The organism is Mycolicibacterium sp. ND9-15, assembly GCF_035918395.1.
In the GTDB taxonomy this organism is placed as follows: domain Bacteria; phylum Actinomycetota; class Actinomycetes; order Mycobacteriales; family Mycobacteriaceae; genus Mycobacterium.
This window is the reverse complement of sequence record NZ_CP142362.1, coordinates 1729540-1754928: the sequence shown is the minus strand read 5'-3', so window position 1 is coordinate 1754928 and position 25389 is coordinate 1729540. Positions and strand designations below refer to the sequence as shown.

Sequence of the window (25389 nt, the reverse complement as noted above, 5' to 3'; positions counted from 1 at the left end):
GGTTAGCCTCGAACCCATGCCCGACTGTCCGGTCACCGTGGTGCTGCCTTGTCTCAACGAGGCGGAAGCACTGCCCGGTGTGCTCGCGGCCATCCCGGCCGGCTACCGGGCGTTGGTGGTCGACAACAACAGCACCGACGCGACGGCGGAGGTGGCGCGGCGGCTGGGCGCCCAGGTGGTCACCGAGAAGCGCCCCGGGTACGGGGCTGCCGTGCACGCCGGGGTGACGGCGGCGACGACGGCGGTCGTGGCGGTACTGGACGCCGACGGCTCGCTGGATCCCGGTGATCTTCCGGCGCTCGTAGCCGAACTCGACCGCGGCGCGGACATGGCGATCGGGCGGCGCCGACCCGTCGAGGGGCTGAAGTGGCCGTGGCACGCCCGGCTCGGAACCGCGGCGGTGTGCCGGCGGCTACGTCACCGCCACGGCTTGGCCGTACACGACATCGCGCCGATGCGCGTCGCGCGCCGGGACGCGCTGCTCGAACTCGGGGTCCGCGACCGCCGTTCCGGCTATCCGCTCGAGCTGTTGGTCCGGGCGGCGGCCGCGGGCTGGCGTGTCGTCGAACGCGACGTCGACTACGGCGCGCGGACCGGAGGCAAGTCCAAGGTGAGCGGATCTGTGCGCGGCAGCGCGGTGGCCGCGTTGGACTTCTGGCGGGTGATCTCGTGACCGCGCTGGCCGTGACCATGCTGGTGGTGGCCAAGGCGCCGGTGCCGGGGTTGGCCAAGACTCGGCTTGCCGCGTCGATCGGCGACATCGCCGCCGCCGACATCGCCGCGGCCGCGCTACTCGACACGCTCGACGCGGTAGCCTCCGCGCCCGTCGAACGCAGGGTGGTCGCGCTGACCGGCGACCTGTCCCGGGCTCGCCGTGGCGACGAAATATCCTGTCATTTCAAAGGTTTCACGGTCATACCGCAACGCGGCGCGAACTTCGCCGACCGGTTGGCGAACGCGCACGCCGACGCGTCCACCGGTCCCCCCGTGCTGCAGATCGGCATGGACACCCCGCAAGTGACCGCCGACCTGCTCACTGCGTGCGGCCATGAGCTGACCCGAGCCGAGGCGGTGCTCGGCTTCGCCGAGGACGGCGGCTGGTGGGTGCTCGGCGTTTCGCGGCCCTCGATGGCCGACTGCCTGCGAACGGTGCCGATGTCGCGGCCCGACACCGGTGCGTTGACCTTGGCGGCGTTGCGCGGCAACGGAATCAGCGTCGTCGTGGTCGACGAGCTTGCCGACTTCGACACCGTCCACGACATCGAAACGGTGCGTCGGAAATGCCTACCCGGCAGCCGGTTCGCCAAAGCGGTCGGTGCGTGATGCTGGGCAACCTCTACGACCGCGCCCTCGGCGGTGAACGCTGTTGGATCCGGCGCGACGACGGTGAGGTGCGAGCCCTCCCGGTGCACCGCTGGCTCGGCGGGGTCCATGCCGACGGCCGGTTCGATCGGGCGGTCGTGGAAATGTGTGAAGGTCCGACGATCGACTTGGGCTGCGGCCCTGGGCGATTGGTGATCGAGCTGATTCGCCGCGGGGTTCCCGCGCTTGGTGTCGACCAGTCCGCGACCGCGGTCGGCCTGGCCCGCCGCAACGGTGCGCCGGTGTTGTGCCGGGACCTGTTCGGGCAGTTGCCCGCGACTGGCCGGTGGCACACGGTGCTGTTGGCCGACGGCAACGTGGGCCTCGGCGGCGACCCGTGGCGGGTGCTGCACAGGGCGGCGGAGCTGTTGCGCCATGGCGGTCGTTGCGTCGCCGAATTCGAAACGCTGACCCGCGGTATCCGCAGCCGCTGGGTCCGGCTCGAGTCCTCGCGCACTGTCGGTCCGTGGTTCCCGTGGGCGTCGGTGGGCATCGACTGCGCCGCCGAGGTCGCCGAGCACGCCGGGCTGGCACTGACCCGGATCCATCCGGTCGGCGACCGCGTCGTCGCGAGCCTGACGCGGGCTTAACTTCTCGTCGTGGCTAGCCGGACGGCGTAGACGACGGAGCTGACCGCGAACATCGCAGCCGTCAGCAGCAGCCACCTGCCTAGAAAAGGCTCCTGGGTCTGGCCGGTGGCGGCCAGCATGGTCGGCGCTCCTTGCTTGACGATGCCGGGCAGGAACAACAGCAGCGTCAGCGCCGAGCCGAGCGCTGGAATTCGCAGGTAGTTCAGCAACGGCACCGGGAGCCGAGGAATCCGCCTGCCCTGCATCAGTATTCGGTCAGCCAGCGCATAAAGCGGAAACAAAACGAGATCATGCGCGATGATCGCCGCGGCGAACCACACCGCGATCGACTGCCACCACGTGCGGGTGTTCCACAGCGCGGCGGGTGTCAGCGTGGCCAGCACGTAACCGAACAGCGCGAAGCCGGCCACCAGCGTCAACAGGTGCAGCGGATGCGATCCGTAGACGGCGCGGAACCGGCGCATGTCAGCCCGTTGCCCGGAAGTCGATGGTGCCCACCCACTTCGTGTTGTGCACACCCGGCAGCGCCGGGACGATGATCCGCGCGGGGAACCCATGGTCGGGTGACAGGTCGGCGCCGTTGACCGTCAACGCCAGCAGGGCGTCCGGATGCAGAACCTGATTGCGCTGCAGGGTCGCGCGATTGAAGGCGCCCCGCCGCTCGAGGGACCGGACGAACGCCGAGTTCGGCGACGGCACCCCGGCCAGCCGGGCGAGATCCCGCAGCGGTACGCCGGTCCACGTCTCGGTGGTCGACCAGCCCTCGACACAGGCGACCGGCAGGCGGGCGGTGTGCTGAGGCATCGTGGTCAGGGCGGTGCGGTCGAGCATAACCGGTGCGGGTCCTCCGGTCAGCGTGAGCCGCCAGCGGTCGCCGGTGAGGTCCGGCGTGATGCGCGCGGCGGCGGCGGTCCGGTTGACCTGGAAGTCGTTTGGCCCGTCGCCGCGAGTCTGCCCGCGAGGCAGAAGCAGCGCCGCGTGCCTGGCCCATCCGCCGATGGTCTGGCCGGCGGTGAGCGCGGCCACCAAGGCCGCTCCACCGCCTACCAGTGCGAGCGCGCCGCGACGGCTCAGTGTCGCGGGATCTGGGTCGGTGGGCGCCAAGCCGTCGGGCTCGTACGGATCCGCGACGGTGTCCGCACGGGAGGTCCGCAGCACCGCGCGCATCGACCGCGACTGTAAGCCGGCCCGCATCAGCGGGAGCTTGATCGTGACGTGCACGAGGAAACCTGCGATGAACACCCACGCACCGAAATAGTGCGCGGTGTAGAAGCTGAACCCGAAGATGTAGTCGTACTGGATGTTCAGCACGCCGGTGACGATCTCGAACAGCACCCCGCCAACCAGCATCAGCAGTGAAACCCGTTCGGCCAGTTGGGCGACCGAGCGCACCGGCGGCCAGGCGAAGAGCCGGGGGATCACCGACCACAGTTTCGCGAGCACCACCGGAACGAGCACCAGGCCCAGTCCGACGTGCAGCCCCTGAGTGAGCCGGTACAGCCAGGACGGGTCGGCGGGCCAATCGAAGGTCGGTAGTTTGAGCCAGCCCACGTCGGTGGGGATGGCCTGTCCGAACTGCGGACCGTAGGCGATGTAGGACAGCAGGCCGGTGCTGATCACCACCGGCATCCCGATCAGCAGCACCGCGCCGAACATCGACGTCAGCCACGGTCCGCGCAGTGGGCTGCGCCAGCGGATCGGCCGCTGCACCCCGGGCCGGTCACCGGGTTCCATGCCTCCAGGGTCCCGGTAGTCACCTCGAAGCGTGCGGTTCAACCCGCGTCCGTTACCAATTCGTCAGAATGAAGTGGTTGAGTAGCAGGGCCCCAACTACATTGGCCCCCAGCCACCAGCGGTGTGTGCGCGGCGGTAGCAGTGCCCCGCCGACGGTCAGCCAGACGGTGAACGGTAGCCAGATGCGTTCGGTCTCGGCCTTGCTCAACATCGACAGGTCGGCCAACAGGACCGCCAGCACCGCACCCAGGAGAATCATGTGCAGGCCGGAACGCTGCCGGATCGCCGCGATGTCGAACGCCCTCCCGATGCCGGCCACGCTGCCGAGGCCGACCGCACACACCGCCGACGCCAGGTTCGCCCAGCCCCAGTACTGGAACGGCCGGTCGTTGGCGATGCCCTGCCAATAGCGTTCCTGCACCAGGTGATAGCCGTCGAGCCACCAGAAGCCGAGGACCGCGAAGAGCCCCACCACCGCCAGGACGACGACGATCGCCGGGACCGCCGCGCGGATCGCGGCCCGCCAGTCCGGTGCGCACATCAGGACCGCCAGCGCGGGCAACACCATCAGGGCCAGGCCGTAGTTGAGGAAAAGTCCCCAACCCAACAGCAGGCCGGCGCCTGCCGCGGCGAGCGCGGGCCGTCGCGCAGTGCGCCCGACCGCCATCGCCAACAGCGCGATGCCCCACGCCGCGACGCCCGCGAAGTAGCCGTCGGCCGACACTGCTACCCAGATCGCCGTCGGCGCCACCGCGACGAACGGTGCCGCCAACCGGGCGGTCGCTTCGTCGCTGAGCGCACGCACCGCGACCAGGATCGCCGCGGCCGCGCTGGAGCCGGCCAGCAGGCACAGCAGACCGGCCCATGCGCCCCCTCCGAGGCCGATGCGGTCGAGCCAGACGAACGTCAGCAGCGCGCCCGGCGGGTGCCCGGAGACGTGGGTGATCCACGAATCCGATTGATAGTCAAGGATTCTGTCGGAGAACGTCCGCAGCGCGTGCGGGATGTCGCTGACCGTGGGGACCTGACGCAGGTACTCGTGGCGGGTGGTGAGCCTACCCGCGAAACCGCGCTGCCAACCGTCGACCATCGCGAGCGAGAACGCCCACGCGCACGCCGTCACCCAGGTCACCCACGGCACCGCGCGCCACGGCAGCTGCTGCGCGAGCCTGGGGCCCCACGCCACCGTCGCGGCGCCGATCACGATCGCCGGGATCGTGCCCCACCCGACGTGCGCGTCCCACCACCCGAAGATCGGCGCGGTGTCGGCGAACTCGCGCAGGCGTTTCGAGGTCGTGTTGATCAGCGGCGTGACGATGCCTAGGTTCAGATGCGGTACGACGAACGCCGCGACGACCAACACCACACCGACGGCGACCGCCATGGCCTCTTTGCGACCCGTCCGCATGCCGCCACCCTATAGCGGTCGGCCGAACGTGAACCTGTGTCTGAGAATCGGTCGTAATGTCGCGCACAAGTTCACGTTCGACACCGATTAATACAGCCGACCGCACGCATCCGTCGTCGCAACGAAACCCAACGGCGAGTGGGCGAGCCAGTCACGCTGGACCGGCGACAGCCGGTCCTTGACCTTGTTGGCGACGTAGTGGTCCGGGTGCCCGACGATGGCTCGCAACTCGTCGACAATGCTGACTTCGCGGCGCACGACTCCATCATGCTCGAAGGTCACCTCGGGTCCTTTCTGGAATACCTCGCCGCTAGCGTTCGCCTGTCGATTTTTCCGATACTGCGACGCGGCAGTTCGTCGACGATATGAACCTCGCGTGGCGCCGCGGTGTCATCCAGGCTTGCGGCGACGTGCTCGCGTAGTTCGGCCGGGGTGGGAGCATCGTGGCCGGCTGCGAGGACGATGGCCGCGCCCACCCGCTGGCCCAGCCGCTCGTCGGGCACCCCGAACACCGCGCACGCGGCGACCGCGTCGTGGGTCGCCAACGCGGCCTCCACGATCTGCGGCATGACGGTCAGCCCGCCGGTGCTGATCGCGTCGTCCACTCGGCCGAGCACCGTCAGCCGTCCCGAAGGACCGACGGTGCCGACATCGTCGGTGCGGAACCAGCCCGCATCGGCGAACGGGTCCGGGACCAGCGGATTGCGATAACCCTTCGCGATCGTCGCACCGCCCAACATGATCCGGCCTCCACCCGATGTCGCCGACTGCCCGGCTCCGCCGTCCACGACACGTACCCGCACCCCGTCCAACGGCACACCGTCGTAGACGCACCCGCCCGCGGTCTCGCTCATCCCGTACGTCCGCACCACCGGGATCCCGGCCGCGGCCGCCCGTTCGCCGAGCCCGGTCGGCATCGGCCCGCCACCGATCAGTACGGCGTCCAGCGTCGCCAGCGCGGTGGCCGCTGCCGGGTCGCACAACGCTTTCTCCAACTGCACGGCCACCAGCGACGCGTACCGACGCCCGCCGTGCATTACGTCGATGGCCGAAACGAGTTCGGCAGCCGAGAAGGTTGGCGCGATCGCCTCAGGCGTGGTGCCCGCGACGACGCTGCGCACCAGCACCTGCAGCCCCGCGACGTGATGCGCCGACAGCGCCAGCAGCCACTGTCCCGGCCCGCCGAGCCGGTGGTGCGTCGCCTCGGCGCTCGCGGTCAACGCGGTCGCGGTCAGCATCGCCCCCTTGGGCGTCCCGGTCGTCCCGGACGTCGACACCACCACGGCCACGTCGTCTTCGATCTCGGAACCGGCACGCAAAGACGTTGCAAGCAGCGATGATTCACGCTTGTCGTCGGCGGGAACGAAAAGCGCGCTCAGCCGTCCGGCCAGCGCTTCCTCGACGGCGGCCAGGGCGGACACCGCCGTGCCCGAATCGACCGGGACCGGCCTCAGCTCGGCTATGTGTTCTCCTCGAGGTCACGCGGGTCGTCGAGCGGCCAACCCTTGGCGGCCAGCCGGCCCCGCACCCGCTCGACGTCCTCCGGCGTCGGGAGCGCGTCGGTGACCTGGGTGATCAGTACACCGATGTCGGCATCCTCGATCTTGCCGGCGTACTTGAGCTCCCGCGCGACGGCCTTCACCTCGTCGTTGGTGAGGCGACGCTTGAGCAAGGCGAACAGCGGCACGCGGTCGGGGCCCGGCACCCCTTCGGGATAACCGGCGGTGATCCAGGTGACGATCTTCGCCAGAAACTTCGTCACTGTGCCCTCCCGCGTGTCGCATCGGGTCTACCCGTTTGCGCTTGGATGATGCAAGTGTGCCCGTACGAGGCCAGTTTGGCGCCGCTGGCAAACGCGAGACCGCCGGCGGGTGAACAATGGATGAACACATGCCCGAGTGTCGCGAAAGCCCTGCTCGACACGCTGCGCGAAAGTGGTCCCAGATTAGGTGAATCGCCTGCTAAAGCCGCAGAATGAGCGCCGTGAGCGCTGAGCTGATCATCCTCGTGCTGTTGGTCGCAACGGCACTCGCGTTCGATTTCACCAACGGGTTTCACGACACCGGAAACGCGATGGCGACGTCGATTGCCACCGGCGCGTTGAAGCCCAAGACCGCGGTGCTGCTGGCCGGCATCCTCAACCTGGTCGGTGCGTTTCTCTCGGTCGAGGTCGCCGTCACGGTGACCACCTCGGTGCTCAAGATTCAAGACAGCGACACCGGTGCGCTCATCCCGTCGATCGATGCGTCGACCGGCTTGACGATCATCTTCGCCGGGCTGATCGGCGGCATTCTGTGGAACCTGCTGACATGGCTGTTCGGCATCCCGTCGAGTTCGTCGCACGCCCTGTTCGGCGGTCTGATCGGCGCGGGCCTGGCCGCGATGGGCACCGCCGGTGTGAACTGGAGCGGCATCAGCCAGAAGGTGCTCATCCCCGCGGTCGCCGCGCCGGTGATCGCGGGACTGGTGGCCGGGTGCGGCACCTGGCTGGCCTACCGGATCACCCGCAACGTGGTGGAGAGCCGCCGCCGTGACGGCTTCCGCTGGGGTCAGGTGGCGACCGCCTCCCTGGTCGCGTTGTCGCACGGCACCAACGACGCGCAGAAGACGATGGGCGTCATTGCACTCGCGCTGATCACCACCGGTCACATGAGCGGCGACGTCAAGGAGAACGGCCTGCCGTTCTGGATCATCTTCAGCTGCGCGGTCGCCATCGGGCTCGGCACCTACCTCGGCGGCTGGCGCGTCATCCGCACGCTTGGCAAAGGCCTGGTCGAAATTCAGGCCCCGCAGGGGTTCGCCGCCGAAGCATCCTCGGCCGCCATAATTCTCAGCTCGAGCGCCGCGGGCATGGCGCTGTCGACCACACACGTCGCCACCGGCTCGATCCTCGGCAGCGGCGTCGGCAAACCTGCTGCCGAAGTCCGGTGGGCGGTGGCGGGACGGATGGCCGCGGCGTGGCTCGTTACGCTACCCGCCGCGGGAGTCGTTGGCGCGCTGTCGTTTTGGCTGTCACAAGGCATCGAGGCGTTGACCCGATCCGACCTCGCGGGTGACGGGTTCATCTTCCTCGTGCTCGTCGGCCTGTCGTTCTTCATGTGGTGGCGCGCCCAGCAGCAGAAGGTCGACCACAACAACGTCAACGCCGACTGGGACGACGCCACCAACTCCGTCGTTCCTGCCGAACTGCGGATGCCGGAGCCCAAGGTCGCGGCGGCGGTGTAGCGAGGGGACGTCGATGACTTATCTGGAAAGTATCTTCAAGGTGCTGGTGATCGGGCTGGTGCTAGGTGCCGGCCTGCCGGCGCTGTTCGCCGCCGGGCTGACGGCGTTCTCCAGGGGGGCGGGCGGCGAGTCCGCCGACGGCACCGTGACGGCACCCAGCCCGGTGCTCAGACACGTTGGCGTGGCGCTGTTCGTGTTCGTCGGCTGGGCGATCGTCACCGCGGTGCTCTGGATCACCAGGGCGACGATCATCCACCACACCGGTATCGACCTGTTCTCCTTCATGCCCGAGAAGTGAGAACAGCCGGCAGCCCCGGCGCCAGTTTGTCCCACGAGTTCGGTGCGTTCGGCCTAACGCACTTCCTGTTGTCTGCTGGTGAATTGTTCGACGAGCAGTTGGACACGGTCGGAGTCGTAGCCAGGCCGCAATCGGTACGAACGACCGAGGGTGACCAGTCCGTGCAGTGCAGCCCACAACACCTCGGTGAGCGCGTCAAGGTCCTGGTCGGCAGTGACCAGGCCGACCGCTTGGCGTAACTCGGCGAAGGCTGCCGACAGCGGAGCCGGTGTATCCGCGGCCGCGAAACCCAAGGTGGTTGCGCGGGTGAACATCGCGTCGTAAACGGCCGGATGCTCGCGGGCGAAGTCCAGATAAGCGTGTGCAGTTCGCGTGAGAGCATCGCCGGCCGCATCGGTGTCGGCGCGAGCGGCCCGGATCGCATCGGCGAGCTCGCCGAACCCCTCGAGCGCGATGGCTTCGGCGATTTGTTCCATGCCGGCGAAGTGCTTGTACAACACGGGTTGGCTGTATTCGATCTCGGTGGACAACCGACGGGTGGTAACGGCATCCCAGCCTTCGGCCTCGGCCAACTTGCGGGCGGTCGCGATGATCAGCTGTCGGCGGGCGAAGCGCTCCCGTTCCCGACGTTCCTCAGCAGCCATGCGGACACTATAGCATTGCTAGAAAACCTAGCGACGCTATTGACAGCGCGCCCGATCAGGGTTAGCGTTGCTAGCGCAAACCGTCGAGTGGAGTTTTGAGATGGACCTTTTGATCGGATTGGCCGCGCTGATCGCGGTACTGGGCACGGCCGTGGTCTACGGCACCGACATGTTCTGCGCGATCGTGCTGCGACCGGCCTTGTCGATGGTCGACGATCGTGCCCTGGTCTCGGTGATGGGAACTGTGCACCGCTACGGCGACCGGCGAATGCCCGTCCCCGGAGCGCTCGGCGGTGTCGCTACCGCGACAAGCGTGGTGCTTGCCGCGGTCAGCGCACATTGGGCACGGGCGATCGCGGCCGGTGTGGCCCTGGTCCTGCTGTTGGTGTGGATTGTGCTCTACACACGCGTGAGCGCACCCATCAACCGGCAGCTGACAGCAGCTGCCGACGGCGCGGAGATACCACCCGACGGACGTGTGCTGCAAGCGAAGTGGGACCGCATCATTGGCGTCCGTGCGCTGCTGCAGGGTCTGGCAGTGGCCGCCCTGTGCGCAGTGCTGATGCTCTGACACGCTCCCGAGTCCATTCCATGTCAGCCCAAGTCCACTGCAGGAGAACAGCATCGATGTTTCAACTCAGGATCTACACGCTGCAATCACGCGAGGCGCTGCAGCGGTATGCAGCCGTCCACTGGGCCCGCCACGCGACAACCTTCGAGACATTCGGCATCACCACCCACAGTGTGTGGACCGAGCTGAGCGGCGGCGCGCATCGACTCGTCGCTCTGATCCGATATCCACCGGATGCCGATCCCGAAGAAATCTCACGGCGCATCATGGGCACCCCAGAATTCGCCGCCGACATGGCCGGCTTCGACTCCAGCGAGATCATCGACGTCGAGTCGATATTGCTTGAGTCGACGCCGATTACCGATTTCCCGACGAAGTTCCAGGAGCGCTGGGCATGACCACCACCACCATCGCCTACATCGTCGCCGGCTTCATTGCCGCGGCCATCATCCTCATCGGCGCACGATTCATCCTCGCGCCGCGCGTCGCCGCTGCGGGCTACGGCGTGCCCATGGCGCTCGACGCGCCGTCCGACCGCGCCTATGCCAGCGTCAAGGGCGTTCGCGACATCGCATCGGGGTTGTTCGTCGTCATCCTGATGATCGCGGGCGCGACCCATCTGCTCGGCTGGACCATCATGGCCGCCACCATCGTTCCGCTCGCCGACGCGGCCATCGTGCTCCGCAACGGCGGAGCCAAGTCCATCGCGCTCGGAGTCCATGGCCTCACCGCCGTCGTCATGCTCATCACTTCCGCGCTCCTGCTCATCTCCTGACCGCACGGGCGCACGGCACAATCGCCGGTGCGGCAGTCACTGCCGGGTGTCGCGGCGCAGCGGGTGCGTGTCGGGTACCTCGACGAAGATCAACAGAACGCCGTCGGGGTCGTTGACGTGCATCTCGTGCAGTCCCCACGGCTCTTGACGGGCCTCCCGCGCGATCGGCACGCCGTGAGCCGACAATTCCTGTTCGGCGGCGTAGATGTCGCGGACCTGCAGCCACATCGTGCCGCCCGCGCGCGGTGCGCCGTGGCCGGCGAGTTCGATCAGCGACTGCCCGGCGTAGAAGACGGTGCCCGCGCCGTAGTCCCGGGCGATCGCCAACCCCAGCTCGTCGCGATAGAACCGCAGCGAACGCTGGTAGTCCACCGGCCGAATGAGCATGCGGCTGGCCAGAATCTCCATGACTCGTGTCTATCACGACGCGTCAGCCGATTCGCCGGCCGACGCCATCCCAATACGGCTCGCGCAGCGCGCGCTTGAGCACCTTGCCGCTGGGGGTGCGGGGCAGGTCTTTGACGAACGACACCGACTTGGGCAGCTTGAACCCGGCGAGCCGCCGGCGCGCATAGGCGACCAGCTCCGCCTCGCTGGGAGAGGTGCCCGCGACGGGCACGACGATCGCCTTCACCGCCTCACCCCACGTCGGGTCGGGCACACCGATCACCGCTACGTCACCGACGTCCGGGTGGGTCATCAGAACGTTCTCGACCTCGGTCGGGTACACGTTCTCCCCGCCCGAGACGATCATGTCCTTGACTCGGTCATGCAGGTACACATAGCCCTCGTCGTCGAGGTAGCCGGCGTCACCGGTCTTCAGCCAGCCATCCGGGGTGAGTGTCGCCGCCGTCGCATCCGGGTTGTTCCAGTAGCCGCGCATGTTCTGGCGCGAACGGGTCCACAGCTCGCCGACTGCGCCGGTGGGCGCGTCGCGCCCAGCGTCATCCACGATGCGCACCTCGACCCACGGAAACGCTTGGCCGCAGGACCGCAGCAGTTCGGGGTCGTGGCGGTCGAGCTGGGTGATGGAACCGGTGGTTTCGGTCTGCCCGTACACCTGCAGGAGATCGCAGTCGAACCGCTCGAGCGCCCGGACCAGAACGTCGTCGGTGATCGGGGATGCACCGTAGACGATGGCCCGCAGGCTGGCGAAGTCGGCAGTCTCGACACCGGGCATCTCCAGCAGCCGCTGAATCACCACCGGCACCAGCAGCATGTTTGTAATACCGTGCCGAGCAACGGCTTCAAGGATAGCGACGGGTTCGATGTCACGCAGCACGACGGTCCGCGCGCCCTCGCACAGCCCCACGAGCGCCCAGCCCGAGCCCGCCATGTGGAACATCGGCATCACCGCCAGGCTGACGCTGTCGGCGTCGAACCGCCACCGCTCGGCGATCCCGGTGGCCTTGCAGAAGTAGTTGTCGTTGGTCAGCATGACGCCCTTGGGCGCTCCGGTGGTGCCCGATGTGTACATCAGGAACGCCACGTCGTCGGGTTGCGTTGTGACGCAGGGATCGTCGGCTGGATGGCCGGCGATCCAATCGTCGAACGCCGGCCAGCGGGGGTGTCCGCCGATGGCGGAGACGAGCGCTGTCAGCCGGTCCTCGACTGCCTCGACGTGGCCGAAGAACTCGGCTCCGACGATGACCACCCGCGCGCCGGCGTCGTCGATGATGTGCAGCATCTCGACCGGCGCCAACCGCCAGTTGATCGGGACCACGACCGCGCCGAGTTTAGAGAGCGCACAGACGACTTCGAAGAACTCGACGCCGTTCTTTTCGATGAACGCGACCCGGTCACCGAACCCGACACCCGCGGCGCGCAACGTCTGGGCCGCCTTGCTGGACCTGGCGTCCAGTTCGGCGAACGTCACGGTGCGCTCACCGGCGACCAACGCGACCGCGTCGGGACGCTCGGCGCCGAAGATACGGGCGATGTCGGCGACCGTCGCGATGTCAGGGTGGGGCATATCAGTTATTTGGTTGTACGCGTTGGCGTTTCATCATCACATCGACGACCGCGGGGGCGAAGCTGTTGAGCACCTGTGCGGTGACGGCCATGCGTGGGGCGATCCGCACGGGCCGGACACGGGCGGCGGTGACCATCCAGTCGGCGGCCTCGTCGGCGCTCAGCCCCGGCAAGCCGTCGTAGGCGCGGGTGGGTGCGATCATCGGCGTGTGCACCAGCGGGTAGAACAACGTCGTCGAGTGCACCCCGTCGGCACTCCACTCGGTCTCGATGACACGGCTCACCGCGGTCAGCGCCGCCTTCGACGCGTTGTACACCGAGAACAACGGCGACGACTCGCTGAGCACACCCCACGTCGACACGTTGATGATGTGGCCGTCTTTTCGGTCCCGCATGCCCGGGGCCAGACCACGGATCAGCCGCAGCGGCGAGTAGTAGTTCAACGCCATCGTGCGCTCGACGTCGTGCCAGCGCTCCAGCGACTCGGCCAGCGGCCTTCGGATCGAACGGCCGGCGTTGTTGATCAGGATGTCGACGCCGCCGAGTTCCTCGATGACCCTGGCGACGAGTCCGTCGACCGCCTCGAGATCGGACAGGTCACAGGCGTGTGCCCAAGCATCGCCGCCGTCGGAGCCGATCCGGTCGACCAGGGCGTCGAGCAGTTCCCGGCGGCGCGCGGCCACCACGACGGTCGCGCCGCGGCGGGCGAGCTTCTCCGCGGCGGCCTCGCCGATGCCCGACGACGCGCCGGTCAAAAGGATGCGTTTGCCGCGCAGGTCGACGACCTCGCGGCCGGGCTGGTACTGGAGCAGTTCGGGAACGATCGGCGGGCGCATGGTGGTCAGCACCAGTTGGTCGGCCAACCGTCGCAGCGGGCTCTTGCTCACGAGCCGCGAGTCTAGTGACTTCGGCGCGCTACCGATCGCTCGGCGACTGGTAGCGCGCCGAAATCCCACCACTCAGAAGTACCGCGGGAAGCTGGACCAGTCGGGGTCGCGCTTCTGAAGGAACGCGTCGCGGCCCTCGACCGCCTCATCGGTCATGTACGCCAACCGCGTCGCCTCGCCCGCGAACAACTGCTGGCCCACCAGCCCGTCGTCGGTGAGGTTGAACGCGTACTTGAGCATCCGAATCGCTTGTGGCGACTTGCCGTTGATCTCCGCCGCCCACCCCAGCGCGACGCTCTCCAACTCGGCATGGTCGACGACCTCGTTGACCGCCCCCATCGCGTGCATCTGCTCGGCGGTGTAGGCCCTGCCGAGGAAGAAGATCTCGCGGGCGAACTTTTGACCGACCTGCTTGGCCAGATAAGCGCTGCCGTAACCGCCGTCGAAGCTGCCGACATCGGCGTCGGTCTGCTTGAACCGGCCGTGCTCGCGGCTGGCCAGCGTCAGGTCGCAGACCGCGTGCAGGCTGTGCCCGCCGCCGGCGGCCCAGCCGTTGACCAGGCAGATCACGGGCTTGGGCATGAACCGGATCAGCCGCTGCACCTCGAGGATGTGCAGCCGGCCGGCGCGCGCCGGGTCGACGGTCTCGGCGGTCTCGCCGGAGGCGTACTGGTAGCCGCTGCGGCCGCGGATGCGCTGGTCGCCGCCGGAGCAGAACGCCCACCCGCCGTCCTTGGGCGACGGGCCGTTACCGGTCAGCAGCACCACGCCGACGTCCGACGACATCCGGGCGTGGTCGAGCACGCGGTACAACTCGTCGACGGTGTGCGGACGAAACGCGTTGCGCACCTCCGGCCGGTCGAACGCGACGCGCACCGTCGGCTGCGGCGCGCCGTCGGCGACGTGGCGGTGATAGGTGATGTCGGTCAGCCCGAAGCCGTCGATGGGTTGCCAACGGGCGGGGTCAAACGGGTTGGCGCTCATAGGGTTACCTTATCGACGCGGAAAACCGGGCACCGACCCGCGAGTGCCTCGAACTCGTCGGGGTCGGGTCCGGTGACCAGTCCCGCGTTCTTGATGAAGTCGACACCGGTGGGCACCCTCGACGGGAACTCGCGCAGCAGCGGTCGCGCCTCGTCGACGGGCATCTCCACCATCCGCACGCGCTCGCTGCGACGACCGATGTGCAGCGTGGCCTCACCGGCGGCCCTGACGTTGGCCGCCCAGTCGGAGCCGGGCACCCCGCCGACCACATACCGCTGTCCGTCGACGAGCATCGGGGTGACCGGGGTGGACCGTCGCTTGCCGGTTTTTCGCCCCGGCACGGACAGCACGACGGGGCCCTTCTCGCCGAGAACGCCCAGCTTCTGCAGGCCGATCATCCCCTTGTTGACGTACTTCAACCACCACGGCAATCGAATGTCGGACACGGCGGAAACGCTACGTGATCGGCTCGATGCGGAACACCGCGAGACGTCCCGCCAGGCCTTCGAGCTCGTCGACGGTCCCGAACTTCAGCACACCGGCGCGTTTCATCACGTCAACGCCGACGGGAACCTGCACGGGAAACTCCCGCAGCACCGGCCGCGCCTCTTCCGGCGTCAACTCGACCAGGCGGACCCGCTCGGCGCGCCTACCCTGCCTCAGCGTGACCTCCTCCGCCGCGCGGACGTTGCGCACCCAGTCCGCGCCGGGATAGCCGTTGACGACGTAGCGGGCGCCGTCGATGAGCATCGGGGTCACCGGCGTCGACCGGGGCTTACCCGTTCTGCGGCCCGGCGCGGTCAACACGACGGGGGATTCGTGCCGCGAGATCGGCAACCCGAGGCGCAGGAGCATCATCACCGGCTTGTTGACGTGCTTGAGCCACCTTGGCGCCGTGCCCATACCGGCTAGACCTGTACGCCGAAATCGGACAGCGCTGTGCGCAGCCCGTCGGCGCGCTCGGTGGTCGGCAGCGGATCGACGAGGGCGAATCCGCAGCCCAGCGCGCGAGCGCCACCGTCGGCCTCGTCGCTGTCGCCGACCATGACGGCGTCGCCGGGCGCCACGCCCAGCCGGGCCAACGCGGTCTCGAAGATCGCCGCGTCCGGTTTGACGGCGCCGACCTCGAACGACAGCACGAACTCGTCGACGAACTCCGCGACGCCGATCGACTCGAAGGCGGCGCGCACGTCGAACCCGATGTTGGACACCACCGCGGTCTTGATCCCCTGCCGACTCAGGTTGCGCAACACATCGGCGGTGTCGGGGTACGGCGTCCAGTTCAGCGGGTCGATCAGCAGACCGTAGAGCGACTCGGCATGCTCGTCGGCCAGCCCGGACTCCCGCAGCACGTGCAGGTACGCCTCGCGGTGCAGGTGCGGGGCGAGATCGCGGTTCACCCAGGCGTGATACTCGTCGGGGCCCATGTCGACGTGCTGGCCGGTGGGCGCTGTCATCCGGCGCATCAACTCGGCCTGCACATGCCCGTCGACCTCGCGGTCGTCGACCTCCATGCCGTGGAACCAGCTGTCGTCCTCCTCGAGGCGGAACAGCGTGCCGGAGAAGTCGAAGAGCACTGCCTTGACCTGACTCATTGCCCCGATACTACCTGCGAGTCGAGTTTCTTTGTGGTACAGCACTTCTCATTGCTGTTTGGTTGTGGTCTTGGCGGCCGCCCCTTCGGGGCTCGGGTGCGCCGCACCCGCGTCGACGGCAAACTGCTTCTTTCTTGCGGCGTGTCGGAGCACCTGACGTCTGCTCGCGCAGGACAGTTAGTACCTATGACGCACAGGTTGGTCACGGCGTACCGCGACGGCCGCAAGGCGTTCCCGCATACCCTCGTCAACCCGTACGCGGGACTCGGGGACCGGGCAGTCGCGAGAATGTGGCGGCTGGGCTGGCAACGCGCCGCCGACGAGAACCACGGGATTCCCAGCGAACAGGAGCGGATCGCTCGGTTCGCCGCGGAAATAGACGCCCTCCTGGACTGACCTTCCCAGCGCGAGCGACCGCGTCTGCCCGCCGACACGCCGCGATCAAACGTACAAACGCGGTCGCTCGCGCACGACGGGCGGCGACGCCCTAGCCGACGGCCCGGTCCGAACCTTCCCAGAACTGCGCCCGCACCGCCTTCTTGTCCGGCTTGCCCAGCGCGGTCACCGGCACCGAGTCGACGACGATCACCTGCTTGGGCGACTGCACCGAACCCTTGCGCTCCTTGACGGCGGCCTGGATCTCGGCGGTCATGCGGGCCACCGCATCGTCGGAGCCGTCGGCGTCCGGACGCAACACGACCACCGCCGTCACCGCCTCACCCCACTTCTCGTCCGGGGTGCCGATCACGCAAACCTGCGCGACCGAAGGATGTTCTGCGACAACATCTTCCACCTCACGAGGAAAGACGTTGAAGCCGCCGGTCACGATCATGTCCTTCGTCCGGTCGACGATGAAGTAGAAGCCATCGGAGTCCTCACGGGCCAGATCGCCGGTGTGCATCCAGCCGTCGCGGAACGTTTCGGCCGTCGCCTCCGGCTTGTTCCAGTAGCCGCCTGACACCAAAGGCCCCGACACACAGATCTCGCCTACCTCGCCCTGCGGAACGGGCTGGCCGTCGTCGCCCAATAGCGCCACCCGCGCGAACACCGTGGGCCGGCCACACGAGGTCAACCGCTTCTCGTCGTGATCGTCCTTGGCCAGGTAGGTGATCACCATCGGCGCCTCGGACTGACCGTAGTACTGCGCGAAGATCGGCCCGAACCGGCTGAGAGCCTCCTTCAGCCGCACCGGGTTCATCGCCGAGGCCCCGTAGTACACCGTCTCCAACGACGACAGATCCCGCGTCCGGGAGTCCGGATGGTCCATCAGCGCGTAGATCATCGACGGCACCAGCATCGTCGCGGTGATCTTCTGCTCCTCGATCACCCGCAGCACCTCTGCCGGGTCGAACTTCGTCAAGACGAACAACTCACCGCCCTTGATGATCGTCGGCACGAAGAACGCCGCGCCGGCGTGCGACAGCGGCGTGCACATCAAGAACTTCGGATGCTGCGGCCACTCCCACTCGGCCAACTGGATTGTCGTCATCGTGGTGATCGACTGCACGGTGCCGATGACGCCCTTGGGCTTTCCGGTGGTGCCGCCGGTGTAGGCCATCCCGCCGATGTGGTCGGGCCGCAGGTCCGCGGCCACCAGCGGCTGAGGCGAGTACTTGGCGGCCTCGGCGGTCAGGTCGACCCCGACGCCCTCCAACTCCGCGGGGACCGGTCCGATCGTCAGCACCTGCTTGAGCGCGGGCACCTTCTCCAGCAGCCCGAGCGCCCGCTCGACGAACATCGGGTTCGGGTCGATGATCAGCGACGTGACCCCGGCGTCGTTCAACACGTACGCGTGGTCGTCCAGCGAACCGAGAGGGTGTAGTGCGGTGCGGCGGTAACCTTGCGTCTGCCCGGCGCCGATGATCATCAGCACCTCCGGGCGGTTCAGCGACAGCAGGCCCGTGGCGGTGCCCGAGCCTGCGCCGAGCGCTTCGAACGCCTGAATGTACTGGCTGATGCGCTCGGCGAGCTGTCCGCCGGTCAGCGTCGTGTCGCCGAGGAACAACACCGGCCTGTCCTTGTTCCGCTTGAGCGCCCCGACCGTGAGGTGCCCGGAGTGGATGGGATGGCGCAGCAGGTCATCGCTCATGGCGATAAGACTAGAACGTGTTCCAGTCCAACTGGAAAGGGTCGCCGGTTTCGGCTTGACTTGAGCGCATGACCGGCGCCGAGCTTCGGGCGACGATCCTCGCGCTGAGCACAGAGCGTGGCCCCGACAAGACGATCTGCCCGTCCGATGCCGCCCGCGCGGTCGGCGGCGACGCCTGGCGCGCGCTGATGGACGACGCCCGGGAGATCGCTCGTGACTTGGCCCGCAACGGCGACGTCGAGATCACGCAAAAGGGGCAGGTGCTCGACCCGGACGCGTCGTGGCGCGGACCCATCCGGATCCGCGCCACACGCGGCACCCGTGCGAGCTAGCCCGGTCTGCCGGCCTCGGCGCGCGCCCGGCGGCCACCTTCTCGGGAATCGACACGATCGGCGGAAGTTTCTCATCGCACTGTGCCGCCGACTGCAAGGATGTCGTGATGGCGACGGCTGACCTGGTCATTCGTGGAACCGTGCTCACTGTCGACGACCGACAGCCGACCGCCGAGGCGGTCGCGGTGGCCGACGGCCGCATCGTGGCGGTGGGCAGCCGCCGCGAAGTCGAGAGCTGGATCGGTCCGGACACCGAGACGTGGGATGTCGACGGCTGCGTGCTGCCCGGCCTCGTCGAGGCGCACGGCCACCCGCTGATGGAGGCGATCGTGCTTTCCGAGCGGATGGTCGACATCCGTCCGGTCACGCTGCCCGACGCAAGCGACGTCGTCGCCGCCATCGGTGCCGAGGTCGCCAAGCGCGGCGCCGACGGTGCCTACCTCAACGGCTGGGACCCGTTGCTGCAGAACGGGTTACCGGATCCGACACTGGAATGGCTGGACAGCCAAGCGCCGGACACTCCGCTTGTGGTCGTGCACAACTCCGGGCATAAGGCGTTCTTCAACAGCGCGGCAGCACGGCGGTTCAACCTGACCCGCGACACTCCGGACCCGAAGGGCGCGCGGTACGGACGCGACGCCGACGGCGAACTCGACGGCACCGCCGAGGAGACCGGGGCGGTGTTCAGCCTGCTGGCCGGTGTGATCAACCCCGCCGACTATCCGGCGATGCTGCACGCCGAACTTCGCCGGCTCAACATGGTCGGGTTGACGACGTGCTCGGAGATGGCGTTCGACCCGCTGTTCCGGCCGGTGGTCGAACAGTTGCGCGACGACCTGACCGTGCGGTTGCGGGCGTACGAGATCTCCAACGAGCGAATGACGACCGACATGTCGCCGGCCAACGGCGACGATCTGTTCCGCCAGATCGGCATCAAGATCTGGGTCGACGGCTCCCCGTGGATCGGCAACATCGACCTGTCGTTTCCCTACCTGGACACCGACGCCACTCGCGCCATCGGCGTCGCACCGGGATCCTGCGGTCACGCCAACTACACCCGCGAACAGCTCACCGAGATCGTGCACTCGTACTTCCCGAGCGGATGGCCCATGGCGTGCCATGTGCAGGGTGACGCGGGTGTCGACACCATCCTCGACGTCTACGAAGACGCGTTGCGGCGCTGGCCCCGCGACGACCACCGGCTACGGCTCGAGCACGTCGGCGCGATCCGCGACGAGCAGCTGCAGCGCGCGCACGACCTCGGCGTCACCTGCAGCCTGTTCGTCGACCAGATCCATTACTGGGGCGACATCCTCGTCGACGGACTTTTCGGTGCCGAGCACGGAACCCGTTGGATGCCATGCGGATCCGCGCTCGCCACCGGCATGCGGATCTCGCTGCACAACGATCCGCCGGTCACCCCGGAGGAGCCGCTGCGCAACATCGGCGTCGCAGCCACCCGCACTGCGCCGAGCGGCCGGGTGATCGGACCGGAGCAGCGCATCTCGGTCGAGCAGGCAATCCGCGCCCAGACCATCGATGCCGCTTACCAATTGTTCGCCGACGACGTGATCGGCTCCCTGGAGGTCGGCAAGTACGCCGACATGGTCGTGCTGTCGGCCGACCCGCGCAGCGTAGCCCCGGAGTGGATCGCCGACCTCGAGGTGCAGGCCACCTTCCTGGCCGGCCGGCAGGTTTACCGGAAAGACGATTGACCGCACGGCGGGCATGGCACGCTTGGCGGCATGTCTGACCTGCCTGATCCGCGTTTTCTCGACGACCGGCTCGCACACTGGGCCGAAACCAGACCCGACGCCGAAGCGATGACCTTCCTAGACCGGACCTGGACCTGGGCCGAATGGAACGACCGAGTCCGCCGGTTGGCGGGTGCGCTGCAGAAGCGCGGCATCAAGCGCGGCGACGTGGTGGCGTTCCTCGACAAGAACCACCCTGCCTGCGTCGAACTGACCCTGGCCGCCGCGTCGTTGGGCGCGGCCAACGCGATCATCAACTTCCGCCTGGCCGCCGACGAAGTCGACTACGTGATCAACGACTCGGGGGCCAAGCTGGTGATCGTCGGCACTGAGCTCGAGCCGACGATCGACAAGATCCGCCACAGGCTCGCCACCGTGGAACAGGTCATCGAGGTGACCCCGGAGGGCGGGGACGGTGACCAGTACGAGGCGCTGCTCGCCGACTCGGCACCGGTCAACCGCGGCGACGACGTACAGCCCGACGACGTCGTGATCATCATGTACTCGTCGGGGACGACGGGACGCCCGAAGGGAGTGCAGATCACCCAGGCCAACCTGATCGCACACACGATCCACGCACACAACGGGTGGGCTTTCGACGACGGCGACAAGAGCATGGTGTCGATGCCGCTGTTCCACGTCGGCGGATCGTCCTACGTGCAGTTCGGAATTCACGACGGTGTACCTTCCGTGATGACGCGCGAGGTCGACGGGGCGTCGCTGGCCGGGGCGATCCTCAAGGGCGCCAACCGGACCTTCCTGGTGCCCGCCGTGTTGGCCAAGGTGCTGGAGTCCGGCGACGACGCGATCAAGCTGTTCGGGGCGTTGAAGACGTACGTGTACGGCGCCTCACCGATGCCGCTGCCGTTGCTGAGGGCCGCGCTGAAGGCTTGGCCGAACACCGATTTCATCCAGGTGTACGGGTTGACCGAGGTGTGCGGGGTGATCAGCCAGCTGCTGCCCGACGACCACCGCACCGGGTCCGAGGAGCGGCTGGTCAGCGCCGGCCGGGTGATCCCCGGAGCGGAGGTACGGGTGGTCGACCCCGACGAAATGGCCGACGTCGAACCCGGTGAACAGGGCGAGTTGTGGTTCCGCACACCGCAACTGATGAAGGGCTACCACAACAACCCGGATGCGACCGCGGAGGCGATCACCGACGAGGGCTGGTTTCGCACCGGTGACATCGGCCGCGTCGACTCGGACGGATACATCTTCGTCGAGGACAGGCTCAAGGACATGATCATCTCCGGTGGAGAGAACATCTACTCGATCGAAGTCGAGCGGGTGGTCGCCGAGCATCCGGCGGTGGCCGACGTCGCGGTGATCGGAGTGCCCGACGAGAAGTGGGGCGAAGTGGTCAAGGCCGTTGTCTCGCTGGAGGGTTCGGCGACATCGGAAGAGATCATCACGTGGTGCCGGGAACGGCTCGCGGCCTACAAGTGCCCGAAGAGCGTCGACATCACCGACGAGTTGCCCCGCAACCCGACCGGCAAGATCCTGAAAAAGGAACTGCGTAAACCGTATTGGGAGGGCCGCGACCGCGCGACGGTCTAGAGCTCGTCAACCACTGGGACAGCGATCTCGTTGCGCCGGCGGAACGGCAGGGTCCAGGGCGGGTCGTAGAACCAGGCCTGCGGCGGACCGGTAGCTTCGATCTCGTTGACGCGCAGCATGTTCGAAAGCTCTTCCGCACGCTCGGCGACGGCGCGTGGGCTGCGGTCACCCGTGAAGCGCAGCACCGCGACCGTCTCGGCGGGCACGATTACCAGCCGCACCTTGTCGTCATTCGGGGCGGGCAGCGTCTCAAGCGTCCACTTCGACGGCATATAGAAGCGGATCGTCGACTGCTCACCGTCGCGGGCCTGGGCGACCGGCGCCGTCATCGCGATCTTCTCGCGGGAGTGCTGGCTTACCGGGGCGGTCATCGCGATCGTCTGGTCGCGGTGGTTCCCGCCGAAGATGTAACCGGCGAGTCGTCGGAACCCGATGTTGCGGGCGCGGTCCTCGTCGGCGGTCACCGTGGTCTCGGCGGCTACCCGCGGCCCGTAACGCCGTATCTCGACCCGGTCGGAGAGTTGGGTGGCCACGTAGTGCGGCTCTTCGGTGCCCACCCGGATGCCCACGATCGACAACACCGATTCCGCAACCTGGCGGGGGATTTCCATGAGGCGCATCATCGTCGGTTCAGAATCCAGATGTGCGTGGAGAGCGCGGTCGCGAACGCGCACCACAACGGATACAGCGCCAGTGGCGCCGCCTGGGCGCCACGCACCTGCACCGCCCGGCGGGTGAGGTCGGCGCTGCTGAGCGCCAGCGCCCCAGCGGCCACCGCCGAGGTGCCCAGTTTGCCTTGGTTGAAGAACAACCATGACCAACCGCCATTGAGCACCAGGTTCACCGCGAGCGCGGTGATATAGCGGCGCCGTTCCTCCGTCTGTCCCCGTCGCTCCAGCTCGTCCAACGTCGCCGACGAGGTCACCGCGATGTCGGCGTACAACAGCGGCCACACGATCGGAAACGCCTGTCGGGGCGGCTGATACGGCGGCTTGCGCAACTTCGCATACCAGAGCGACTGTGCGGGCCGGCTGGCCAGGCCGCCGGCGACGGCGGTTGCGGTCACCGCGAGGGCCGACGGCACCAGAGTCTTCAGCTGCACGATGCTCCTAACGAGGTTCTCAATGTTGCTTCCTTGCTACCGGGCGTGGCATCGACGGCGGAATGGGCTTTCGTCACTTCTGCAATTGATCAAGTAACTGAAACGTTACCCATCGTTCGAGCGGTCAAAGCTGGCTCGCCCGCTTACCGATGTGTGACGATCGACTCCTGTCCCGGGCGCGGCCGGTCGGGAATGGGCATGTCTGCACTGTTGGCGTGCCGAACCGGCAGTATGGACATCGTGCCGCAACTCGACGACATCCTGGACCGCCTTCGCGTCGTCGCGCTGCCCATGCGAGTTCGCTTCCGCGGCATCACCGTTCGTGAGGTGGCGCTAATCGACGGCCCCGCCGGGTGGGGCGAGTTCGGGGCGTTCCCCGAATACGAGCCGCCCGAGGCCGCGCACTGGTTGGCCTCGGCCCTCGAGGCGGCGTACCAACCGCCGCCCCCGGTGCATCGCGACCGCATTCCGATCAACGCGACCGTGCCTGCCGTCGACGCATCCCGGGTGCCCGAGGTGCTGGCCCGGTTCCCCGGTGCCCGCACGGCGAAGGTCAAGGTGGCCGAGCCCGGCCAGACCCTGGCCGACGACGTGGAGCGCGTGAACGCGGTTCGGGCCAGCGTACCGACGGTTCGCTTGGACGCCAACGGTGGCTGGAGCGTCGACGAAGCCGTCACCGCAGCAACAGCTTTGACGGTCGACGGACCCCTGGAGTATCTCGAACAGCCCTGCGCGACGGTGCCCGAACTGGCCGAGTTACGTCGCCGCGTCGACGTCCCCATCGCCGCTGACGAAAGCATCCGCAAGGCCGACGACCCGCTGCGCGTGGTACGCGAGAACGCCGCGGACGTCGCGGTGCTCAAGGTCGCACCGCTGGGCGGGGTGCGAGCACTGCTCGCAATCGCCGCGCAGATCGACATTCCCGTCGTGGTCTCCAGCGCGCTCGATTCCGCGGTCGGCATCGCCCGCGGACTGCTGGCCGCCGCGGCGTTACCGGACCTGCGCCACGCATGCGGCCTGGGCACCGGCGGCTTGTTCGTCGAGGACGTCGCCGAACCCGTTCGCCCCCAGGACGGATACCTGCCGGTCGGCCCCGTCGTCCCCGACCCGGCGCGCCTGGGGGCGCTGGCCGCTGCGCCGGAGCGACGCGAGTGGTGGATCGATCGCGTGCGTGCGTGCTACCCGTTGACACGTTGACACGAGCAGGAGGCCGCCATTCTCAAGGCCGCCGCCGAGGAGGTGGCGCTCGTCGGTGTGGGCCGCGCCAGCATGGACGTCATCGCACGACAGGCCGGGGTCAGCCGCAGCGCGCTCTACCGCCGATTTCCCAGCCGCGACGGCGACCTGCGGGCCGTCAGCGGGTTGCACATCCGGCTGGCGTGCTCGCCTGCGCAGGTGCGAACGCCGGCGCTCGACGTGGTGAGGACGGCGTGGTCCGCGCCTATGCGCTCAGGCACGTCGCCCCCTTGGTGTGGTAACCACGTGTCCTGATTTGTGGGGTACCTGGCGTAGACGCCACAGTTCCGGTAGCCAACACTGGATCCATGCGATCGGTGGTGATCCTCGGTTACGCGGGGGTCCAGGCCCTCGACCTGGTCGGCCCGTTCGAGGTGTTCACGGGTGCGTCGACGTATCTGCAGGGCGAAGGGCGCCAAGGGTACGAGGTCAGGGTGGCGACCCTGACCGGTGAGCCCGCCACGACCGGCACCGGTCTCGCGCTCGTCGCCCACCCGCTGCCGGACCCGCGCGAACCGCTCGACACCCTGGTCCTGCCCGGCGGCCGCGGGGTGCACGACGCCCGGGCCAACCTCGACCTGGTCAACTGGATCCAGACCGTCGCGGCGAATTCGCGGCGCATCGTCAGCGTGTGCACGGGCGCCTTCCTCGCCGCCGAGGCCGGCCTGCTCGACGGCTGTACCGCCACCACGCACTGGGCGTTCACCGACCGTCTCGCGCACGAATTCCCCTCGGTGACCGTGGATCCCGAGCCCATCTTCGTGCGCAGCAACGACCGCACTTGGACCGCCGCCGGGGTCACCGCCGGCATCGACCTCGCGCTGTCGCTCGTCGAGGACGACCACGGCACCGACGTCGCCCAGACCGTGGCCCGTTGGCTCGTGATGTACCTACGCAGGCCCGGCGGCCAGACCCAGTTCGCCGCGCCGGTGTGGATGCCGCGTGCCAAGCGGGCGCCGATTCGTGAGGTCCAGGACGCGATCGAAGCCGAACCCGGTGGCGTGCACAGTATTACCGAGCTGGCCCGGCGCGCCGCGATGAGCCCGCGTCACTTCACCCGGTTGTTCACCGAGGAAGTGGGTGAGGCGCCCGGCGCCTACGTCGAGCGGATCCGCACCGAGGCCGCCCGCCGCCAACTCGAGGAGACCGACGACACCGTCACCGTCATCGCCGCGCGCTGCGGCTTCGGCAGCGCGGAGACGTTGCGGCGCAACTTCGCTCGCCGCCTTGGCATTTCACCCGATCAGTACCGCAAGACGTTCGCCTGACAGAGGA

30 protein-coding genes and 2 pseudogenes are annotated in these 25389 nt (G+C 68.0%); 15 read left to right on the top strand and 17 right to left on the bottom strand.

Annotated features, from left to right (window positions below):
- Positions 1–16: 16 nt before the first annotated feature.
- Genes QGN32_RS08625 through QGN32_RS08615 form a run of 3 tightly spaced genes read left to right on the top strand, consistent with a single transcriptional unit; the run spans position 17 to position 1952 of the window.
- On the top strand, positions 17–673 hold the full coding sequence (locus tag QGN32_RS08625; RefSeq protein ID WP_326548157.1) for a glycosyltransferase family 2 protein: 657 nt from the start codon (positions 17–19) through the stop codon (positions 671–673).
- Positions 670–1323: a TIGR04282 family arsenosugar biosynthesis glycosyltransferase gene (locus QGN32_RS08620; protein WP_326548156.1), complete on the top strand. Its 654-nt coding sequence runs from the start codon at positions 670–672 to the stop codon at positions 1321–1323. Before QGN32_RS08625 ends, QGN32_RS08620 begins: the two co-directional genes overlap by 4 nt.
- Positions 1323–1952, top strand: coding sequence for a methyltransferase domain-containing protein (locus tag QGN32_RS08615; protein ID WP_326548996.1), 630 nt, complete (start codon positions 1323–1325; stop codon positions 1950–1952). The genes QGN32_RS08620 and QGN32_RS08615 overlap by 1 nt, the downstream gene beginning before the upstream one ends.
- Here QGN32_RS08615 and QGN32_RS08610 read toward each other — a convergent pair.
- From QGN32_RS08610 to QGN32_RS08585, 6 genes and pseudogenes are all read right to left on the bottom strand, one after another.
- On the bottom strand, positions 1949–2416 hold the full coding sequence (locus QGN32_RS08610; protein ID WP_326548155.1) for a hypothetical protein: 468 nt from the start codon (positions 2414–2416) through the stop codon (positions 1949–1951). The two genes, QGN32_RS08615 and QGN32_RS08610, sit on opposite strands and share 4 nt — an antisense overlap.
- 1 nt (position 2417) lies before the next feature.
- Positions 2418–3686 carry a molybdopterin-dependent oxidoreductase gene (locus tag QGN32_RS08605; RefSeq protein WP_326548154.1) on the bottom strand — a complete coding sequence of 423 codons (1269 nt, stop codon included), beginning with the start codon at positions 3684–3686 and terminating at the stop codon, positions 2418–2420.
- A 52-nt stretch (positions 3687–3738) separates the two neighbouring features.
- Entirely contained in the window at positions 3739–5094 is a 1356-nt protein-coding gene (locus QGN32_RS08600; RefSeq protein WP_326548153.1) for a hypothetical protein, read from the bottom strand.
- Between the two features lie 93 nt (positions 5095–5187).
- Positions 5188–5352 (bottom strand): annotated as a pseudogene (locus tag QGN32_RS08595) (pyridoxamine 5'-phosphate oxidase family protein); the annotation flags it as partial.
- Positions 5353–5372: 20 nt separating this feature from the next.
- Positions 5373–6557, bottom strand: a complete 1185-nt coding sequence (menE, locus tag QGN32_RS08590) for an o-succinylbenzoate--CoA ligase (protein WP_442791830.1) — start codon at positions 6555–6557, stop codon at positions 5373–5375.
- Entirely contained in the window at positions 6554–6856 is a 303-nt protein-coding gene (locus QGN32_RS08585; protein WP_326548152.1) for a DUF3349 domain-containing protein, read from the bottom strand. The genes menE and QGN32_RS08585 overlap by 4 nt, the downstream gene beginning before the upstream one ends.
- A 221-nt stretch (positions 6857–7077) precedes the next feature.
- Between QGN32_RS08585 and QGN32_RS08580 the strand changes: the two genes are divergently transcribed.
- Positions 7078–8319 (top strand): inorganic phosphate transporter, encoded by a 1242-nt coding sequence (locus QGN32_RS08580; protein ID WP_326548151.1) that lies wholly within the window; start codon positions 7078–7080, stop codon positions 8317–8319.
- 13 nt (positions 8320–8332) lie between these two features.
- Positions 8333–8617 (top strand): hypothetical protein, encoded by a 285-nt coding sequence (locus QGN32_RS08575; protein WP_326548150.1) that lies wholly within the window; start codon positions 8333–8335, stop codon positions 8615–8617.
- A gap of 53 nt (positions 8618–8670) precedes the next feature.
- Here the strand turns inward: QGN32_RS08575 and QGN32_RS08570 are convergent, their stop codons facing one another.
- Positions 8671–9261, bottom strand: a complete 591-nt coding sequence (locus tag QGN32_RS08570; RefSeq protein WP_326548149.1) for a TetR/AcrR family transcriptional regulator — start codon at positions 9259–9261, stop codon at positions 8671–8673.
- A gap of 100 nt (positions 9262–9361) precedes the next feature.
- On the opposite strand from QGN32_RS08570, the gene QGN32_RS08565 reads away from it, so the two are divergent.
- The 3 genes from QGN32_RS08565 to QGN32_RS08555 are packed head-to-tail and all read left to right on the top strand — an operon-like array spanning position 9362 to position 10607.
- A complete protein-coding gene (locus QGN32_RS08565) occupies positions 9362–9832 on the top strand; it encodes a DUF1772 domain-containing protein (protein WP_326548148.1) in 471 nt (156 codons plus the stop codon).
- A gap of 56 nt (positions 9833–9888) precedes the next feature.
- Complete coding sequence (locus tag QGN32_RS08560) at positions 9889–10230, top strand: NIPSNAP family protein (protein WP_326548147.1); 342 nt, start codon at positions 9889–9891, stop codon at positions 10228–10230.
- Positions 10227–10607 carry a DUF4267 domain-containing protein gene (locus QGN32_RS08555; RefSeq protein WP_326548146.1) on the top strand — a complete coding sequence of 127 codons (381 nt, stop codon included), beginning with the start codon at positions 10227–10229 and terminating at the stop codon, positions 10605–10607. Before QGN32_RS08560 ends, QGN32_RS08555 begins: the two co-directional genes overlap by 4 nt.
- Before the next feature lie 36 nt (positions 10608–10643).
- Here QGN32_RS08555 and QGN32_RS08550 read toward each other — a convergent pair whose 3' ends face one another.
- The 7 genes from QGN32_RS08550 to QGN32_RS08520 form a co-directional block, all read right to left on the bottom strand.
- Complete coding sequence (locus QGN32_RS08550) at positions 10644–11015, bottom strand: VOC family protein (RefSeq protein WP_326548145.1); 372 nt, start codon at positions 11013–11015, stop codon at positions 10644–10646.
- A 22-nt stretch (positions 11016–11037) separates the two neighbouring features.
- Positions 11038–12579, bottom strand: coding sequence for a long-chain-fatty-acid--CoA ligase (locus QGN32_RS08545; RefSeq protein ID WP_326548144.1), 1542 nt, complete (start codon positions 12577–12579; stop codon positions 11038–11040).
- Between the two features lies 1 nt (position 12580).
- On the bottom strand, positions 12581–13465 hold the full coding sequence (locus tag QGN32_RS08540) for an SDR family oxidoreductase (protein ID WP_326548143.1): 885 nt from the start codon (positions 13463–13465) through the stop codon (positions 12581–12583).
- A 72-nt stretch (positions 13466–13537) separates the two neighbouring features.
- Entirely contained in the window at positions 13538–14449 is a 912-nt protein-coding gene (locus tag QGN32_RS08535) for a 1,4-dihydroxy-2-naphthoyl-CoA synthase (RefSeq protein ID WP_326548142.1), read from the bottom strand.
- The gene (locus QGN32_RS08530) at positions 14446–14847 is read right to left on the bottom strand and encodes a nitroreductase/quinone reductase family protein (protein WP_326548994.1); all 402 of its coding nucleotides are present in this window, start codon (positions 14845–14847) and stop codon (positions 14446–14448) included. The genes QGN32_RS08535 and QGN32_RS08530 overlap by 4 nt, the downstream gene beginning before the upstream one ends.
- Before the next feature lie 58 nt (positions 14848–14905).
- Positions 14906–15352 carry a nitroreductase family deazaflavin-dependent oxidoreductase gene (locus QGN32_RS08525; RefSeq protein ID WP_326548141.1) on the bottom strand — a complete coding sequence of 149 codons (447 nt, stop codon included), beginning with the start codon at positions 15350–15352 and terminating at the stop codon, positions 14906–14908.
- A 5-nt stretch (positions 15353–15357) separates the two neighbouring features.
- Positions 15358–16044 (bottom strand): HAD family hydrolase, encoded by a 687-nt coding sequence (locus tag QGN32_RS08520; RefSeq protein WP_326548140.1) that lies wholly within the window; start codon positions 16042–16044, stop codon positions 15358–15360.
- 186 nt (positions 16045–16230) lie between these two features.
- On the opposite strand from QGN32_RS08520, the gene QGN32_RS08515 reads away from it, so the two are divergent.
- Positions 16231–16440 carry a ribosome modulation factor gene (locus QGN32_RS08515; protein ID WP_326548139.1) on the top strand — a complete coding sequence of 70 codons (210 nt, stop codon included), beginning with the start codon at positions 16231–16233 and terminating at the stop codon, positions 16438–16440.
- A 91-nt stretch (positions 16441–16531) separates the two neighbouring features.
- Here the strand turns inward: QGN32_RS08515 and fadD8 are convergent, their stop codons facing one another.
- The gene (gene fadD8 / locus QGN32_RS08510; RefSeq protein ID WP_326548138.1) at positions 16532–18133 is read right to left on the bottom strand and encodes a fatty-acid--CoA ligase FadD8; all 1602 of its coding nucleotides are present in this window, start codon (positions 18131–18133) and stop codon (positions 16532–16534) included.
- Positions 18134–18201: 68 nt separating this feature from the next.
- Here fadD8 and QGN32_RS08505 point away from each other — a divergent pair, with 68 nt between their 5' ends.
- From QGN32_RS08505 to QGN32_RS08495, 3 genes are all read left to right on the top strand, one after another.
- Positions 18202–18465 (top strand): DUF3253 domain-containing protein, encoded by a 264-nt coding sequence (locus QGN32_RS08505; protein WP_326548137.1) that lies wholly within the window; start codon positions 18202–18204, stop codon positions 18463–18465.
- Positions 18466–18572: 107 nt separating this feature from the next.
- On the top strand, positions 18573–20180 hold the full coding sequence (locus QGN32_RS08500; protein WP_326548136.1) for an amidohydrolase: 1608 nt from the start codon (positions 18573–18575) through the stop codon (positions 20178–20180).
- 30 nt (positions 20181–20210) lie between these two features.
- Positions 20211–21776, top strand: coding sequence for a long-chain-fatty-acid--CoA ligase (locus QGN32_RS08495; RefSeq protein WP_326548135.1), 1566 nt, complete (start codon positions 20211–20213; stop codon positions 21774–21776).
- Here the strand turns inward: QGN32_RS08495 and QGN32_RS08490 are convergent.
- A complete protein-coding gene (locus tag QGN32_RS08490) occupies positions 21773–22396 on the bottom strand; it encodes an SOUL family heme-binding protein (RefSeq protein WP_326548993.1) in 624 nt (207 codons plus the stop codon). The two genes, QGN32_RS08495 and QGN32_RS08490, sit on opposite strands and share 4 nt — an antisense overlap.
- Positions 22396–22878: a TspO/MBR family protein gene (locus QGN32_RS08485; protein ID WP_326548134.1), complete on the bottom strand. Its 483-nt coding sequence runs from the start codon at positions 22876–22878 to the stop codon at positions 22396–22398. The genes QGN32_RS08490 and QGN32_RS08485 overlap by 1 nt, the downstream gene beginning before the upstream one ends.
- A 231-nt stretch (positions 22879–23109) precedes the next feature.
- Between QGN32_RS08485 and QGN32_RS08480 the strand changes: the two genes are divergently transcribed.
- From QGN32_RS08480 to QGN32_RS08470, 3 genes and pseudogenes are all read left to right on the top strand, one after another.
- A complete protein-coding gene (locus tag QGN32_RS08480) occupies positions 23110–24075 on the top strand; it encodes an o-succinylbenzoate synthase (protein WP_326548992.1) in 966 nt (321 codons plus the stop codon).
- Between the two features lie 18 nt (positions 24076–24093).
- Positions 24094–24217 (top strand): annotated as a pseudogene (locus tag QGN32_RS08475) (helix-turn-helix domain-containing protein); the annotation flags it as partial.
- 205 nt (positions 24218–24422) lie between these two features.
- On the top strand, positions 24423–25382 hold the full coding sequence (locus QGN32_RS08470; protein WP_326548133.1) for a GlxA family transcriptional regulator: 960 nt from the start codon (positions 24423–24425) through the stop codon (positions 25380–25382).
- The last annotated feature ends 7 nt before the right edge of the window (positions 25383–25389 follow it).

Excerpts from the sequence above, each read along its gene's own strand:
- QGN32_RS08550 (WP_326548145.1), bottom strand. The coding sequence starts at position 11,015 with ATGGAGATTCTGGCCAGCCGCATGCTCATTCGGCCGGTGGACTACCAG.
- QGN32_RS08560 (WP_326548147.1), top strand. The coding sequence starts at position 9,889 with ATGTTTCAACTCAGGATCTACACGCTGCAATCACGCGAGGCGCTGCAG.
- QGN32_RS08625 (WP_326548157.1), top strand. The coding sequence starts at position 17 with ATGCCCGACTGTCCGGTCACCGTGGTGCTGCCTTGTCTCAACGAGGCG.
- QGN32_RS08570 (WP_326548149.1), bottom strand. The coding sequence starts at position 9,261 with ATGGCTGCTGAGGAACGTCGGGAACGGGAGCGCTTCGCCCGCCGACAG.
- QGN32_RS08490 (WP_326548993.1), bottom strand. The coding sequence starts at position 22,396 with ATGCGCCTCATGGAAATCCCCCGCCAGGTTGCGGAATCGGTGTTGTCG.
- QGN32_RS08525 (WP_326548141.1), bottom strand. The coding sequence starts at position 15,352 with ATGGGCACGGCGCCAAGGTGGCTCAAGCACGTCAACAAGCCGGTGATG.
- QGN32_RS08500 (WP_326548136.1), top strand. The coding sequence starts at position 18,573 with ATGGCGACGGCTGACCTGGTCATTCGTGGAACCGTGCTCACTGTCGAC.
- fadD8 (WP_326548138.1), bottom strand. The coding sequence starts at position 18,133 with ATGAGCGATGACCTGCTGCGCCATCCCATCCACTCCGGGCACCTCACG.
- QGN32_RS08565 (WP_326548148.1), top strand. The coding sequence starts at position 9,362 with ATGGACCTTTTGATCGGATTGGCCGCGCTGATCGCGGTACTGGGCACG.
- QGN32_RS08535 (WP_326548142.1), bottom strand. The coding sequence starts at position 14,449 with ATGAGCGCCAACCCGTTTGACCCCGCCCGTTGGCAACCCATCGACGGC.
- QGN32_RS08600 (WP_326548153.1), bottom strand. The coding sequence starts at position 5,094 with ATGCGGACGGGTCGCAAAGAGGCCATGGCGGTCGCCGTCGGTGTGGTG.
- QGN32_RS08575 (WP_326548150.1), top strand. The coding sequence starts at position 8,333 with ATGACTTATCTGGAAAGTATCTTCAAGGTGCTGGTGATCGGGCTGGTG.
- QGN32_RS08555 (WP_326548146.1), top strand. The coding sequence starts at position 10,227 with ATGACCACCACCACCATCGCCTACATCGTCGCCGGCTTCATTGCCGCG.
- QGN32_RS08530 (WP_326548994.1), bottom strand. The coding sequence starts at position 14,847 with ATGATCGGCCTGCAGAAGCTGGGCGTTCTCGGCGAGAAGGGCCCCGTC.
- QGN32_RS08520 (WP_326548140.1), bottom strand. The coding sequence starts at position 16,044 with ATGAGTCAGGTCAAGGCAGTGCTCTTCGACTTCTCCGGCACGCTGTTC.
- QGN32_RS08615 (WP_326548996.1), top strand. The coding sequence starts at position 1,323 with ATGCTGGGCAACCTCTACGACCGCGCCCTCGGCGGTGAACGCTGTTGG.
- QGN32_RS08480 (WP_326548992.1), top strand. The coding sequence starts at position 23,110 with ATGGACATCGTGCCGCAACTCGACGACATCCTGGACCGCCTTCGCGTC.
- QGN32_RS08505 (WP_326548137.1), top strand. The coding sequence starts at position 18,202 with ATGACCGGCGCCGAGCTTCGGGCGACGATCCTCGCGCTGAGCACAGAG.
- QGN32_RS08610 (WP_326548155.1), bottom strand. The coding sequence starts at position 2,416 with ATGCGCCGGTTCCGCGCCGTCTACGGATCGCATCCGCTGCACCTGTTG.
- QGN32_RS08545 (WP_326548144.1), bottom strand. The coding sequence starts at position 12,579 with ATGCCCCACCCTGACATCGCGACGGTCGCCGACATCGCCCGTATCTTC.
- QGN32_RS08470 (WP_326548133.1), top strand. The coding sequence starts at position 24,423 with ATGCGATCGGTGGTGATCCTCGGTTACGCGGGGGTCCAGGCCCTCGAC.
- QGN32_RS08495 (WP_326548135.1), top strand. The coding sequence starts at position 20,211 with ATGTCTGACCTGCCTGATCCGCGTTTTCTCGACGACCGGCTCGCACAC.
- QGN32_RS08515 (WP_326548139.1), top strand. The coding sequence starts at position 16,231 with ATGACGCACAGGTTGGTCACGGCGTACCGCGACGGCCGCAAGGCGTTC.
- QGN32_RS08605 (WP_326548154.1), bottom strand. The coding sequence starts at position 3,686 with ATGGAACCCGGTGACCGGCCCGGGGTGCAGCGGCCGATCCGCTGGCGC.